General features: G+C 59.5%; 12 protein-coding genes and 1 pseudogene. 2 read left to right on the forward strand and 11 right to left on the reverse strand.

All coding sequences use genetic code 11. The annotated features are described in order from the left end of the window. Window positions 1-30 precede the first annotated feature (30 nt). The 4 genes and pseudogenes from RX972_RS01875 to RX972_RS01890 all read right to left on the reverse strand — a co-directional run bounded on the left by RX972_RS01875 (window position 31) and on the right by RX972_RS01890 (window position 3,690). Window positions 31-1,230 carry an ABC transporter substrate-binding protein gene (locus tag RX972_RS01875; RefSeq protein ID WP_316872368.1) on the reverse strand — a complete coding sequence of 400 codons (1,200 nt, stop codon included), beginning with the start codon at window positions 1,228-1,230 and terminating at the stop codon, window positions 31-33. Then, window positions 1,196-2,040, reverse strand: a pseudogene (locus RX972_RS01880) (ABC transporter ATP-binding protein). The gene RX972_RS01875 and the pseudogene RX972_RS01880 overlap by 35 nt, the downstream one beginning before the upstream one ends. After that, complete coding sequence (locus tag RX972_RS01885) at window positions 2,037-3,107, reverse strand: acyl-CoA dehydrogenase family protein (RefSeq protein ID WP_096115974.1); 1,071 nt, start codon at window positions 3,105-3,107, stop codon at window positions 2,037-2,039. Before RX972_RS01885 ends, RX972_RS01880 begins: the two are co-directional and overlap by 4 nt. 22 nt (window positions 3,108-3,129) lie before the next feature. Continuing rightward, entirely contained in the window at window positions 3,130-3,690 is a 561-nt protein-coding gene (locus tag RX972_RS01890) for a carboxymuconolactone decarboxylase family protein (protein ID WP_096115973.1), read from the reverse strand. Between the two features lie 103 nt (window positions 3,691-3,793). Between RX972_RS01890 and RX972_RS01895 the strand changes: the two genes are divergently transcribed. Continuing rightward, complete coding sequence (locus RX972_RS01895; RefSeq protein WP_096115972.1) at window positions 3,794-4,705, forward strand: AraC family transcriptional regulator; 912 nt, start codon at window positions 3,794-3,796, stop codon at window positions 4,703-4,705. On the opposite strand, the gene RX972_RS01900 is transcribed toward RX972_RS01895, so the two are convergent. From RX972_RS01900 to RX972_RS01925, 6 genes are read right to left on the reverse strand one after another with little or no spacing between them, the layout of a single operon-like run. Further along, window positions 4,702-5,571 carry an alpha/beta hydrolase gene (locus RX972_RS01900; protein ID WP_316872369.1) on the reverse strand — a complete coding sequence of 290 codons (870 nt, stop codon included), beginning with the start codon at window positions 5,569-5,571 and terminating at the stop codon, window positions 4,702-4,704. The two genes, RX972_RS01895 and RX972_RS01900, sit on opposite strands and share 4 nt — an antisense overlap. Then, window positions 5,564-6,784 (reverse strand): LLM class flavin-dependent oxidoreductase, encoded by a 1,221-nt coding sequence (locus RX972_RS01905; protein ID WP_316872370.1) that lies wholly within the window; start codon window positions 6,782-6,784, stop codon window positions 5,564-5,566. The genes RX972_RS01900 and RX972_RS01905 overlap by 8 nt, the downstream gene beginning before the upstream one ends. Next, window positions 6,781-8,415, reverse strand: coding sequence for an ABC transporter ATP-binding protein (locus RX972_RS01910; protein ID WP_316872371.1), 1,635 nt, complete (start codon window positions 8,413-8,415; stop codon window positions 6,781-6,783). Before RX972_RS01910 ends, RX972_RS01905 begins: the two co-directional genes overlap by 4 nt. Continuing rightward, window positions 8,412-9,260 carry an ABC transporter permease gene (locus RX972_RS01915; RefSeq protein WP_096115969.1) on the reverse strand — a complete coding sequence of 283 codons (849 nt, stop codon included), beginning with the start codon at window positions 9,258-9,260 and terminating at the stop codon, window positions 8,412-8,414. The genes RX972_RS01910 and RX972_RS01915 overlap by 4 nt, the downstream gene beginning before the upstream one ends. Next, a complete protein-coding gene (locus tag RX972_RS01920; RefSeq protein ID WP_316872372.1) occupies window positions 9,260-10,249 on the reverse strand; it encodes an ABC transporter permease in 990 nt (329 codons plus the stop codon). Before RX972_RS01920 ends, RX972_RS01915 begins: the two co-directional genes overlap by 1 nt. Then, on the reverse strand, window positions 10,246-11,883 hold the full coding sequence (locus RX972_RS01925; protein WP_096115967.1) for an ABC transporter substrate-binding protein: 1,638 nt from the start codon (window positions 11,881-11,883) through the stop codon (window positions 10,246-10,248). The genes RX972_RS01920 and RX972_RS01925 overlap by 4 nt, the downstream gene beginning before the upstream one ends. 298 nt (window positions 11,884-12,181) lie before the next feature. On the opposite strand from RX972_RS01925, the gene RX972_RS01930 reads away from it, so the two are divergent. Beyond that, window positions 12,182-13,570 carry a tetratricopeptide repeat protein gene (locus RX972_RS01930; RefSeq protein ID WP_316872373.1) on the forward strand — a complete coding sequence of 463 codons (1,389 nt, stop codon included), beginning with the start codon at window positions 12,182-12,184 and terminating at the stop codon, window positions 13,568-13,570. On the opposite strand, the gene RX972_RS01935 is transcribed toward RX972_RS01930, so the two are convergent. Then, window positions 13,560-14,564: a P1 family peptidase gene (locus RX972_RS01935; RefSeq protein ID WP_316872374.1), complete on the reverse strand. Its 1,005-nt coding sequence runs from the start codon at window positions 14,562-14,564 to the stop codon at window positions 13,560-13,562. The two genes, RX972_RS01930 and RX972_RS01935, sit on opposite strands and share 11 nt — an antisense overlap. Between the last annotated feature and the right edge of the window lie 103 nt (window positions 14,565-14,667).

Genomic DNA, 14,667 nt, shown 5'->3' on the forward strand with positions numbered 1-14,667 from the left:
AGTGCCCGGCTGCCGGGTTTCGGGTCGCAGTCAAATGCCGAACTCCTCAGTGCGCTCAAAGCTGTCCCCGAGCCCGAAGGTCTTCAGGCCGCCCACAGCCGCAATACTGTTGCGCACAAAGCGATCATCCACCAGGTCGCGGGCGGCATACGCCGGATCCAGGTCGGTAAGGAAGCCTTTGTCGCCCTCGATCAACGTGTCTTTGAGACGGCGCACCAGTGCTTCGGTGTAACTCGGATAAGGGTACGGCTGGAAATCGATCCGATGCTCATCCCACTGCGCGTGCTGGATGGCACCGCTGGCCAGATAGCCTTGCCGCTCACTGGCCTGAGGCGCCAACACTCGATCGAGCACCGATTGGGCGTGCGGCGTATAGCGATTCTGGCCCTCTTTGGAGAGCAGCTTCGCCGCCTCGGCGCGGTTGTCGCGAGTCCAGACCTGAGCCTGCACGATGGCGCTGACCACTTTCTGTGACCACTCGGGACGGTTGTTTAAATCATGCTCGTGCATAAACACCACGCAGCAGGCATGGTTGCGCCACAGGTCACCGGTGAAGCGCTGAATACGCCCGACCTTGAGGTCTTCGGCCAGGGCGTTAAAAGGTTCGGCGACGATGTAGCCCGCAATCCGCTTACTGGCCAGTGCCGGGGGCATGTCTGAAGGCGGTAGCACAATCAGGTTGACCTCATTGGCCGCCAGTGCCGCACTGCCCGACTTGCTGACCGGCACCAGGCCGTTATCGCGCAGCAACCCTTGCAGCACAACGTTGTGTACCGAGTACCAGAACGGAATCGCCACCGTCTGGCCGCCCAATTGTTTGACGTCGTTGATGTGTGGCGCAACGGTCAGCCCCGAGCCGCCAACGTGGTTCCACGCGACCACCTTGGCAGGCACCTTGCTCGCGTAACGCGCCCAGACAGTCATGGGTGACAACAAGTGAATGACGTTGACCTGCCCGGAGATAAACGCCTCGATGACCTGCGCCCAGCTGCGCAGCAAAACCGGCCGTTCTGCCTTGATGCCCTGCGCCTCGAACAAGCCATTGTTGTGCGCTACCAGTAGCGGCGTGGCATCGGTGATGGGCAGATAGCCAATTCGCACCGGCGCATCAGGTTCGGCCGCAGCCCTGGCTTGCAAGCTGTTGAGCAAAGGCAAGGCGCCCGCTGCGGTCAGCATGGCACTGAGTTTCAGGAAGTCACGACGGGTGTGATTGAAATCGTCCAGGCACATGGCCATTCTCCGGTGAATCGAGCGATTGAAGGTTGTTGTTTGAATTGCGGCTCGCCCGCCGAAGGGTTTTGAGTATCTCGATACGCAGTGTGCCCAGTTCTTCGACCAGCTCGGCACGGGGCTGAGGCAGATCAATGCGCCCTCGCCTAACGTCCGCGCCGGGGTGTTGCCCAGTAGCAGGATTCGGTCGGAGAGCAGCAAGGCTTCATCAATGTCATGGGTAATCAGCACTGCTGCGGTGTCATGCCGCGCAATCACTTTGAGCAACAGCTGTTGCATGTCGGTGCGGGTCACTTCATCCAGCGCACCGAACGGTTCATCCAGCAATAACACCTGTGGCTGGCGGGCGAGGCAACGGGCCAGCGCCGTACGTTGCGCCATACCGCCCGACAGTTGCGCCGGGTGATAGCGCCGCGCATGGTCCAGGCCTACCTCAGTGATCGCCTGGCTGATACGAGCCTCGCGCTCGACGTCAGTCAGGTGCGGCTGGCGAGCAAAATCCAGGCCGAACGCCACGTTCTTTTCCAGCGTCAGCCAAGGCAGCAGACTCGGGTCCTGAAAGGCGACGGCCACCCGAGGGTGTGGGCCATTGATAGGTTCACCCAGCAAGCTGACCCTGCCTTCGCGAGCCGTCTGCAGGCCCGCCAATACGCGTAGCAGACTCGACTTGCCGACGCCGCTAGGGCCGAGAATGGACACGACCTCTCCCTTGGCCAGTGTCAGGTCAAAATTTTCCAGCACGCTTTGCCAGCCGTCATCGCGGGCATAGCCCAGACCGATACCCTCCGCCTCCAGCAACAGCCGACTCATGCTGCGTTTTCCCCGGCGTGGCGACGCAATTCGGCACGTAGCTGAACCAGGCTGGGCGTGACAATCGGCAGGAACGCCGACTCGCGCCAGCGCCGCGCAAAATGGCTGCCGTACTCACACAGAAAGGCTTTGCCGCCACTGGCTTGTAGCTCCAGTTGCACCGCAGTCGCAGCCGACTCAGCCAAGGCAATGCGCAGACGAAACAGTGCCGCCGGTTGAGTCAGGAAGCGCCCATCCAGCAGCCCTCGCTTGAGTTCATCCACGGTGCTTTGCAGATGCAGCGTATGTTCCTCCAGCTCACCACGCAGGACCGAACGCGAGCCCTGCAAATGATTATCGACCTCCTTGAAGGCGCGCCGTGCAAGCCCGATCGACATGCCGCATTGCAAACCGAGAAACGCCGGCCGTACAGCAGGCAGAAACTGCCGGGCATCGTCGTGCAGCAACCATTCGGCGCTCAGTTGCACGTCTTTGAGTTGCAGTGCGGCGGTGTTGCTCGATTGCAGCCCCATCAACTGCAGGTCGTCAGAGCGTTGCAAACCCTCGGCAGTCTGGGGGATTGCCAGAATAAACGGCTTGCCGCCCTGCTCGTGCTCAATGGCCGCGGCGACCACAAAACCACTCTTGCGCAGGTTGGTGACCCAGTGCAGTCGGCCATTCAGCGTCCAGCCATCAACGAGCGGGCGAGCACTGATCTGTAATGATTCAATGCCCGAGAGGAACTTCATCGCGTTGGACAGCCCCGTCGCACCCGCCAGCTGGCCGCTGAGCAGATCCGGCAACAAACGTTGACGCAATGCGGTGTTAGGGCTGTGCAGCAAATATTCGATAAACGCCCTTTGGCCCCACAACACGAACGCTGCGGCCAGTGAGTGGCCTGCCACGTGTGCGACTGCTTCGACGGCATCCGCAACATCACCGCCGCTGCCGCCCTGTTCGCTCGGAATGCCAACGCCCAGTACCTGCGCACCGACCAGTTGCGCCAGTACCTGCTCAGGATCGTGACTGCCAAGGTCAAGCGCGTTGGCGTGGACATCCAGCCATTGGCTTGATTCGGAGTTGAGCATGATGGTTCTCCCGAGCTGCGTATTAATGGTCTGGCCCCTGCCACTGGTAAGCCGCCAGTTCAGGATTGAGCGGCGTCCTGGCAAACACATTGGCGAAGTTGCACAAGGTCGCCAGGCTCACGCCGAGGATCACCTCCAATGCGTGGCCCTCGCCGTAACCCGCCGCCAGAAATGCCTCATAGTCCGTATCGCTGACATTGCCACGGGTCGCAATCACGGCACGGGTAAACGCGGCCAATACTTCGAGTTTTTCCTCGGGCAGCGACCGGCCCGCGCGTAGCGCATCGACCACGGGCTGTGGCAGCCTAGCCTTGTTGAGCGCCACGGACGTATGCCCGGCGACGCAAAAACTGCATTCATGGGTGGTGGCCGCAATCAACTGCACAACTTCCCTTTCTGCCAGACTTAGCTCAGCCTTGCCGTTGAGTGCCGATACGGTGAGATAGGTTTCCAGCGCTACTGGTGCGTTAGCCAGTACCCCGAGAAGATTAGGGATAAACCCGGAGGTCGCCTGAGCTTTTTCCAGAAAGCCCTTGGCAGCCTCAGGGGCGCTTTGTATTGAGTGAACAGTGACACGAGACATGGAGTGGACTCCTTGATACAAGATGGGTCCAAGTCTGTTGGTTATAAGAATTTCGATCCATATTCTAAAGTCGCAATTACTTGCTCCTGAGTGTTTCCCTTAGATGATTTCTTCAAGCCCTCTTATCGATTGGTTATTAGAAAGCCTGGAGCTGGACGCCAGCCTGTTCCACGTGGGTCGCTATTGCGGCGGCTGGCATGCCAGTACTCACGGCATGGCGCGAGCCAGCTTCCATCTGGTGGTGCAAGGGCACTGCTGGTTGCACATTGATGGTGAAGAACAGGCGCAACGGCTCGACAGCGGCGATGCAGTATTCCTGCTGCGGGATGTGAACTATCGACTGTCCAGTGAAGCGCAGCCTGAAGCGGCGCGCAGCCAGCCGCGCATGGCGATGCAGGCGCTCGACAACCAGGCCACGGAAGGCGTCGGGCTGGTCTGCGGTTTTTTCCACTTCCAGTCAGGCTTGTCATCGCTGCTGATCGAAGCATTGCCCGACTGGTTGATCCTGCGCGCAGACGAGCCGTCGTCCGATGCGGCACGCAGCTTGTTCCAGCTGATTCTGCTGGAATGCGATCGGCAACCGGCGCCCTCCTCTTCAATACTGGAGCGGCTCAGCCACCTGCTGTTTTTATACGTTCTGCGCCAGCATGTGGCCGATAACCAGGCCTTGCGCGGCCTGGTTGCGCTGGCAAAAAATCCGGCGTTTGCCGGGCTGCTGGCAAAGATGATCGAGCACCCGGAACAGCCGTGGGGCCTGGAAAACATGGCAGCCTCCACTGGCCTGTCCCGCTCGGCGTTTTTCAAACGTTTCAATGAATTGGCAGGACAATCGCCGGGGCAGGTTCTACTCATGCTGCGCATGCGCCATGCGTGCCGTTATCTGCAGGCGAACAAGACCGTCGAACACGTCGCGACGGCAGTGGGTTATCAATCCACTGCCGCGTTTACTCGAGCGTTCAACAAGACCATCGGCGTTCAACCCGGCGCGTATCGCAGACAGCACGAAGGCCGTTAGTGGCTGGATATCGGGGCCTGACTGCCCAGTAGTTGTTTGAGCAACTGAAGTACACGTTCGGGCTTCTCCAGCATCAACTGATGACCGCATTGATCGAGCAATTCGAAACTGGCATTTGGCAGACGCCGGGCAAGCGCCTCGCCTCCTGCTGCCGGGGTCAGGCCGTCACTGTCGCCCGCCACGACGTGGACGTCCACCTTGATACTGTCCAGCTCGATAAGCTCCGGCCAGCGTGCTTGAGTCATCAGCGCTTTGAACACGTAGAGCGGATTACTTTCGGTGAGTTTTTCTTCATAGGCCACCAGTGCCGGATCGGCCTGAACATGCCAGGCGCGCTCGCGAAAACCTTTGGCAAGCCAGGGACGCAGCCTTTCCAGCAGCCATGCAGGCAAGGACAGAACCGGATTTTTCGCCTCAGGGCGGCGCAGCATTGAGCCCAGCAACAAGACGCTTTCGACACTGCGGGCATTCCCCTGCCGCTCCAGCTCGGCCAGGGCGCCGAGGGTCAGACCAGTGCCAAACGAATGGCCGACCAGCACATTGCGTTCACTCTGGTAACGACGCAATACCTCAAGGTAATCTTCGACCAGTTCGTCCCAGGCATAGGCCGCCGAGTGCTGTGGCTTGGCGCTGGCGCCATGGCCGAGCATGTCCCAGGCCACTAAGTTGTAGCCTTCTGCGGCCAATGCCTGCCACTGGTTACGCCATTGGTCCTTGTTACCGCCGCTGCCGTGGCAGAAAAACACCACCCGGTTTTCATTTCGCGTACCGGTGTGGCACGCGATATCGATGAAGCGTCCCGGGCGGATTTCTACGCGTTCCCCTGCGACTGTGTTTGGGGCAACGCTTTTCGCGGCATCATGCATACACTTTCTCTCCATTGAACAGATCGCTTTCCAGCAAATGTAGATGCTCGCGCAAGGTTTGACCGCCGTACTCAAGACGGAATAGCCCCCTGCGCTGCAATTCAGGAACAACCCCGTCGACAAAATCCTCAAGGCCGCCCGGTAAAAACGCCGGCATGATGTTGAACCCGTCCGCCGCGCGCCCTGTGAACCACTCTTCCAGTTCGTCCGCAACCGATGCCGCGGTGCCGACCACCACTCGATGCCTGCGGGCTGCGGCCATGCGCAAGTACAGCTGACGAATGCTCAGCCCCTCCTTCTGCGCCACCTCACGTAGCAGATGCTGACGACTCACGCCCGAGTTGGTAGGCGGCAGGTCTGGCAATGGTCCATCCAGCGGCGCGGTGGACATGTCAGCCCCACCGGCGATATCCGAAAGCAGTGATAACCCCACTTCAGGTTCCACCAGTGCCTGCAACTGCTGATACAAATCCTCTGCGTGGGCCTGGCTGCTGCCAATCACCGGCAGGATGCCCGGCATTACTTTCAGGCTGTCCGGGTCGCGGCCAAGTCTGGCCATGCGACGTTTGATATCGGCATATAGCGCTTGCGCGCAAGACAGGTCCGGTTGGGCGGTGAACAGTACTTCAGCATGCGTGGCGGCAAACTCACGGCCCACGTCGGAGGCTCCGGCCAACACTTGCACCGGGGCGATGCCTTGCTGTCGCCATACGGCGCGAACCGACTCAAGAAAGCCGGTCGCCTTCTGATAGCGCTGAGCATGTTCAAAATGCTGGTCGCGACCAAAATTGGGGGCTTCCTGAACATTGCTCGACGTAACCAGATTCCAGCCTGTTCGCCCGCCACTCAGGCGATGCAGGGAAGCAAAACTGTGCGCCACGGTCTGCACACTGTTATAGGACGAAGTCACTGTGGCAATCAGCCCGATGTTGCGGGTCACGGCTGCCAATGCGCCCAACAATGTCAGCGGTTCGAAGTGCTCAGTGCGGGCCATACGGCTCAAAGCAGGTAGTTCACCGGGCAGCATTGCCAATGTGTCCGACAAAAACACGGCATCGAAACAACCGCGCTCGGCCGTCTGCGCCAAGTGTTGATAATGTTCCAGGCTCAGGCCGCCATCAGCTTGAGCCTGGGGCAAGCGCCAGGCCGCAATGTGATGACCGGTGGCCATGAGAAATGCATTAAGGCTCATTTGCCGTGAAGTGTGGGTCATGAACAAACTCTGTCGGGTTCAACATCGTCAGGCGTAAGCGCCGCCCTGGGCAACGCCTTGAGCAAGGCTTGGGTATAGGGATGAGAAGGAGCGGTGAATACCGCAGCGACCGAGCCGGTCTCGACGACCTTGCCCTGATGCATCACGGCAATCCGGTCGCAGATTCGTGCGGCGACGCGCAGATCGTGAGTGATGAAAATCAGGCTCAGTTTGAGGCGTCGTTGCAGGTCTTCGAGCAGTTCGAGGATCTGTACCTGAATCAACGCATCAAGGGCAGAAACGCACTCGTCAGCAATCAGGATTTTCGGTTGTACTGCCAGCGCCCGAGCGATGCCGATGCGCTGGCGCTGGCCGCCGGAAAACGCTTGCGGGTAGCGCTCGAATGCACTGTCAGGCAAGCCCACCAGTTCAAGCGTCTGCAACGCGATCAGCCTGGCTTGCTCGGTGCCGACACCATGAGCCAGCGGCCCGGTCATGATGATGTCCCCGACCCGCTGACGCGGGTTCAGGGACGCGAACGGGTCCTGGAAAATCATCTGGATGTCGCTGCGTAACGGACGCAGTTGAGCGGAGGACAATCGGGTAATGGTTTGCCCGTGCCATTGAATATCACCTGAATCAGGACTTAGCAGGCGAATCAGATTGCGCCCCAGCGTCGACTTTCCTGAACCCGACTCGCCGACAATCCCCAAGGTTTCTCCTTCCCGTAATTGCAGATCCACGTGGCGCAACGCCTGATTCTGCTGACGCCGAAACCACCCCTGAGAACGGCTGAATGACTTGCTGACACCCGCCGCGCTCAACACGACGTCGGCAGCGGCGTCATGCCTGCGCGCATGGACAGCTTTGGTCGAAACGGCTTCTATAAGGCGTCGGGTGTACGTCTGCCGAGGTGTCTGCAATACCTGAGTGACATTGCCCTGTTCGATCAAATGGCCTTTTTCCAGTACCAGCACCCGATCAGCGATAGCCTCAACCACGGCAAAATCATGGGTAATGAACAACACCGCCATACCCTTCTCACGCTGGATACGCCTGAGCAACTCAAGCACCTGCGCTTGAGTCGTGACGTCCAGCGCCGAGGTCGGCTCATCGGCAATCAACAGCAGCGGATCAAACGCCAGCGCCATGGCAATCACGACTCTCTGGCGCTGACCGCCAGACAGCTGGAACGGGTAGGCATGCTGCAATGACTGCGGGTCAGGCAACCCGACATAGCCAAGCAGCTCAACCACCCTGCTCCGTCGTACCTGGCGCGATTGCACGCCATGAGCGGCAAGGGTTTCATCAATCTGCCGACCAATGCTCAGCAGCGGATTGAGCGCGCTCATCGGTTCCTGAAACACCATGCTGATGCCGCGCCCACGCAACTCACGCATGGCCTCCTCGTCCAGCTCCGCTAGCTCGCGCCCCTGAAATAACAGACTGCCCGCCTCAGGATGCAGTTGCTCGGGCAGCAGACGCAGGATCGCGTTGGCGAGCATTGACTTGCCGGAGCCAGACTCACCCACCACACAAAGGCATTCGCCCGGCTCAATCTGCAGCGACAGGTCATACAGTGCATGGCTGCGGTCAGCGTCAGCAGGCAACGGAATACGCAAGCCGGAAATACTCAGCAACGGCTGGCTCATGAGTTCACCTCGTTACGCCTTGGCGGCTCGAACGCGATCCGCAAACCTTCGCCGATACGATTGACGGCCAATACGCAAAACATGATCGCCAGTCCAGGCAACAGACTCATCCACCACGCCTGCCGCAACATATTGCGCGATGCGTTGATCATGTAGCCCCAGCTCATTGCTTCCGGGTCGCCCAATCCGAGAAATGCCAAGGCCGCTTCGGTCAGAATCGCGGTGGCCATGACAAAGGTCATGGTCACCAGCAACGGCGAAAGTGCATTGGGCAGGATCTGCGTGGCAATGATCGCCAGCGGCCGCTGACCGAGCACTTGCGCCGCCAGCACGAACTCCCGCTGACGCAAGCTGAGCACTTCGCTGCGTACCAACCGCGCCACGGATGGCCAGGCTACCAGCGCGATACCCAGCACCACAGACCACAGCGAAGGCTCCAGCACAGACACCAGAATCACCGCCAACACCAATTGCGGCACGATCTGAAAAAACTCGGCGATGCGCATCAAGAGTTCGTCCAGCCAGCCACCCACATAACCTGCCAGCGCTCCCACGCTCAGCCCCACCAGCAAGGTCGCCAGGCTGGCAAGCGCGGCAACCGCCAGGGACATGCGAGCGCCGTACAACATGCCGCTGGCGATATCGCGGCCCAGCATGTCACTGCCCAGCCAGTGCTCGGCAACGGTAAAAGGCGCGAGCAGAGGTTTGGCTGTCATCGCCCAGGGCGACTCAACCCCCAGCCAGGGCGCGGCTAACGCCAGCACCGCCAACACCAGCAAAAAAAGGCTACTGAACAACGCGCCACGTTGGGCCACAAAACGTTGTAAAACCGGGAATCGGGCCATCAACGCGGCCCTCCACTGCCAATCCGTGGGTCGAGCCAACGGCATATCAGGTCAGTCAACAAGTTGAAGCCCACAACCAATACAGAAATCACCAAAAACACGCCCAGCAGCAATGCGTAGTCACGCTGCCCGAGTGCGTCGTACAACAGCCTGCCGATACCCGGCCAGGCATAAACCACCTCGATCAATAATGCGCCGCTCGCCAGTTGCCCCAGTTGCAGACCGGCAAAGGTGATGACTGGCAGCAAAGCGTTACGCAGCACGTGCCCATATAAAATACGACGTGGATGCAGCCCCTTGGCACGGGCAGTTTTGACAAACTCCTGGGCCATGGCCTCCAGCATCGCGGCGCGGGTAAGGTGTACGTATAACGCCAGAAACAGAAAGCTCAAGGACAGACATGGCAGCAAAAGATGCGTGACGTAATCACTGATCCACGCCCAGCCGTGCAGCTCCTGACCCACCGACGCAATGCCGAATGCAGGCAACCATTCGAGCAGCACCGAAAACAGCAGAATTAACAACAGCGCCAGCCAGAACGACGGCGTCGCGTACAACACCAATGCGCTGTGAGTGATCAATTTGTCGAGCCAGGCACGCCGTGATCGATTGCGTGCAGCGACGATTCCCAGCGCAACCCCGACCAGCGACGAGAGCAGAAACGCCGAGCCCATGAGTAACAATGTCGCGGGCAAGCGTTCGGCAATCAGCGACCAGACACTGGTCTGGTTACGATAGGAATAGCCCAGATCCAGTTGCGCGACCTGCGTGAGGTAATTGAACAACTGCTGCACCAGTGGTTGATCCAGACCCATGTTGTGACGCAGTGTTTCGATATATTGCGCGTCATCGACCCCGGCCTCCCCCGCCATCAATAGCGCCGGATCACCAGGGGCAATGCGGATCAGCAAAAAGCTCAGCACCAGCACCCCGACGACCACGGCCAACGCCCGGCCCAAACGCCAGCCCAGATAAAGCAGCCAGTTCATGGCGCCGGACGCTCCAGATAAACGCTGTCATAGCTCTCGTTGAGACTGGTGGCGGTCTGCAGCAGATTTTTCACCTGAGAGTGGTACAGCGTCGGGAAGCGCATTTCGAAGATCGGCGCCAACGGCAGATCATGGTTGAGCAGATTTTCCAGTTCGCTATAGGTCTTGGTACGTTCTGCGCCTTCGGGTAGATCGGCGACTTTCTTCCATTGCTCGTCAGCCGCCGGATTGTTGTAACCGCCGACGTTGGAGAATGGCGAAGTCTTGTTGATGTTCTCGGAGCGGTACAGGTACGAGGTGACCAGGTACGGATCGCCAATCTGGAAGATGAAGTTGTAGGTCAGGTCGAACTCCCAGTTACTGACCCGCTGGAACCAGGTTGCCGCATCGGAAGTTACTACATCGACCTTGAAACCCAAAGGTTGCAGGGATTGTTTGGTGTACTCGGCCAGGCGCTCCCAGGCCCCGCCTTTTTCGCCGTTGAGCAAGCGAATGCGAGTCTTGCTGACATCCACGCCAGATTCGGCGATAAGCGCCTTCGCCTTGGCCAGATCGAATGAATACTGAACCAGAGAAGGATCATGAAACGGAGTACTCGAAGCGAACGGTCCCTGCGCAACCTTGCCTGCGCCGAAGAAAATATTGTCGACGATAAAGGGACGGTTCAACGCGTAGAGAATCGCCTGGCGTACCTTGACGTTATCCAGTGGCGGTTTGCGCAAATTCATCTGCAAAAATGCGAGGCCCGAATACAGCTCGTAGCCTTTCTCGCTGGCCGTCACGTCCGGCAATGCGCTCAAGCGCTGCAAGTCAGCGTAATCAGCATCGCCACTGCGTAGCACCTGCACATCGTTGCGCTCAAATGCTGCCGCCCGGGAAGATGCGTCGGGCAACACATGGAAGATCACCTCGTCGAGATACGGCAGGCCTTTTTTCCAGTAATCCGGGTTCTTCGCCAGTTTGATATACGCGCCGCGCTTCCACTCCTTGAACACGAACGGGCCGGTACCTACCGGTTTCAGGTTGTAGGGGTTGTTACGAAAGTCAGTACCGGCATAAAGGTGTTTGGGCGCAACCGGACGCAGGCCGCTGCCCAACAGGGACAGCAACGGTGCGAAAGGCTTTTTCAGATGGAAGACCACTTGAGACTGTGTCGGCGCTTCGATGCTGGCCACATAACTGGCAAAAATATCGCCTAGACGTTTGTCCAGTTCCGGGTAGAAGGTCTGGAAGCTGAACAGTACGTCGTCGACCGTAAAAGGCTGACCGTCTTGCCAACGCACGCCTTCCTGCAAGTCGAAGGTGTAGGTCAGGCCGTCCGGGGAGATCGTCCAGTGTTTGGCCAGTACCGGTTGTGGATTAAGGCTGGTGTCGAAGGTCAGCAGTCCTTGCAGTACCTTGCCGCTGACGTATTGGGTGGACACATGGGTGACGACGCCGTGCATCAGCGATGGAGGCTCTGGTTGTGCGACGAGATTGAGGATGCCGCCCACTTGCGGCTCGGCCTGTGCGATGCCGATGCTCAGTGCCAGGCTGGCAGCCAACCCGGTCAGCAGCGCCCTCGCACCCTGCCGCCAGGCACCACGTGATGACGAAACGGGTTGCGAGGTGTGAGCGATGTGGCGTCTGGGCATGTGAACTCCTGGGCAATGTTCGAGCGACGCCAACAGCGACGTCCGATTACCCTGATAGCAAGCGCTGTGCCACGGCCTGCTAGTCCACTGGCATGGTGCTTTGCCGATTCTGCAACGCTCTGCACTGATGAAATATCCACACACTGGCCAGCATGTTGTGGAAAAAGCAGCAGTCTTTGGTGCCTGGATTTATGTGCAGAGAAGCACGAGTATCTACACGTTCTTCATTTAATGAAAAAACCTGACTGGCACAAGGTTTGCGACTACCGCATAAATCCTCTTCAGCGAGCAGCCAGAAATGTCACAGGATTATTTGGGCAATCCCATCGACAGCCAGCGGGACGACACCCGACGCGGCATTGACGATTTCGTGGGCGGTTTCCTCGGCTATCAGCCACGAGCAGAAAACATAATTGCGGCTGCCGACGCAGACCCACAATCGGTCCTCGCCAACGCTTTCGCCGGGCTGTTGATGATGTTTATAGAATCCCCGGCCGGCCCTGGCCTTGCCGAGCACTATCGACAGCGCGCAGAGCAGGCAAGTCCTGCCAGCCATCCTCGCGCAACGCTGTACCTGCAATTACTCAATGCCTGGACAGCCGACGACGTGCCGCAGGTGATATTACTCAGCGAACAACTGGTCGACGAATATCCGCGCGACCTGTTCGCCGTGAAACTGAACCAATACCTGCACTTCAATCGCGGCGACTGGCCCGCAATGCTGCGAATCGCGATAAAAGCGCTGGAAAAAACCGGCGATATCGCCCACACCCATGGGCTGCTGGCATTTGCCTACGAGCAGTGCCACTTACTCGATCAGGCCGAACTGTCAGCGCGCAAGGCACTCGCTCTGCAACCTGACGAGCCCTGGGCGCAGCACGCGCTGGCGCATGTACTGCTGACCCAAGGCCGGATCAACGAAGGCACCGCTTTTTTAGAGCAAGCAAGCCCCGGCTGGGCAAACCTGAACTCTTTTATGCAAACCCATAACTGGTGGCATCTGGCGCTGTTTCATCTGGCTCGCGGGCGTCACCAGCAGGTCCTGGATATTTACGACCAACACGTATGGGGGATTTTCCCCGAGTACTCACAGGACCAGATCGGCGCAGTGTCGCTGTTGGCCCGGATGGAGCTGGCGGGTATCGACGTCGGTCCGCGCTGGCAAGCCCTTGGCGAATACCTGCGGGTGCGGGTTGAAGACACTGTTCAGCCGTTCCTCAGCCTGCAATACCTGTACGGCCTGGCTCGCGCCGGGCTCAACCGCGAAGCCGCGCAACTCCTTGACGCACTGACAGCCCGCGCAAGCCAGGCGCCTGCGTTTTCACGCGCGGCTTGGAAGGACATCAGCCTCCCGATGGCTCACGGCTTGCTGGCGCATGCTCAAGGCGACCACGATAACGCAGCGCAATGGTTGGCCGCAGCCCTGCCGCGTCTCAACGAAATTGGCGGCAGCCATGCGCAACGTGATCTCTTCGCACTGATTGAACTTGACGCCCGAGTGCAGTCTGGCGACTGGCTGGCGGTGCAGCAGACACTTGAGTCACGCCGCCGCTATGACGGCTTCGACGTCCCGACCAATCTGGCGCTGGAGCGGGTTTATCACGCGCTGGGCCTGCCAGCTGAAGCGCGTCGCGCCCGACAGCGCGTCACCGAAGTGCTGGCACCGCACGGCGAAATCAAGCATTAACTGACGCCCGAGCTAGATGCACACCCCGAGCAATGGCTCGCGCTACACAATCGGCAGCGGCCGAACCAATGCGCCCGACATCCACTTGCCGCCGCGCCCCACCGGCAAGCTCAACAGCACCGGAGCTGATGGCGAAAACGGTGTCTCCATCGAACGGCAGATGAGCAGGACGTACCGCCCGGGCAATGCCGTCCTGAGCCATGATCGCCATGCGCGTGCATTCGGCGGTAGTCAGTTGTGCATTGCAGGCAACCACCACCAGCGTGGTGTTTGCCCCGGCTTGCAGGCGACCCATGGCGTCAAGCCTCGACAGCTCGGGGATCGGATCGCTGGCATCCATATCAAACATCGGCCGATGCCCACCGAACTCGCCGCGAATCTCCCAGGGCCAAGACCAGAAAGTTTTGCCATCGGGCATATACACCGAGCCGATCGGATTGGCGACGACCAGCGCCGCCACGATCAAGCCATCACCAAGATCCAGCGACGCTGAACCCAGCCCGCCCGGTAATACACCCGCCATGGCGCCTAGCCCCGCCCCCGTGCTGCCTTGGGCGAAATCCTCAGACGCTGCTGCAAAGGCCTCAAACCCCAGTCGTCGATACGGCGGCTCCAGCCCCCAACGCTTGTCACCTTCGTTGGCCAGATCATGCAGCACAGCCGCCGGTACGATAGGTATACAGGGTGTGCCGTGATTCAATTGCAGGCCAACCCCTTCGGCAGAGAGCGCGGTTGCAACCGCATCGGCGGCGCCCAGCCCGAACACCGACCCGCCAGAAAAGACCAGCGCATGCAGTTGGCCCACCATGTTCTGTGGTTCCAGCGCTGCGGTTTCCCGCCCTGCCGGTCCCCCACCCCGAACATCAACGCCAGCGGTCCAGCCACGATCGGCACGAATTACCGTCACGCCACTTTTGACCCTGGCGTCCGACGCATGACCGACCCGCAGGCCGGGAACATCGGTAAGGGCATTACGAATACCAGGCAGCGGCATGTACATCTCCATCAATTGATCAATCAGTTGTTGGCGATGGACAGCAAGCGCTGTGCCAGTGAAGTCAAAGGAGGACGCGATCTCAACGAAGTGTGATGTCGTG

It is taken from the genome of Pseudomonas syringae group sp. J309-1 (assembly GCF_032582135.1).
Lineage (GTDB): Bacteria > Pseudomonadota > Gammaproteobacteria > Pseudomonadales > Pseudomonadaceae > Aquipseudomonas > Aquipseudomonas quasicaspiana.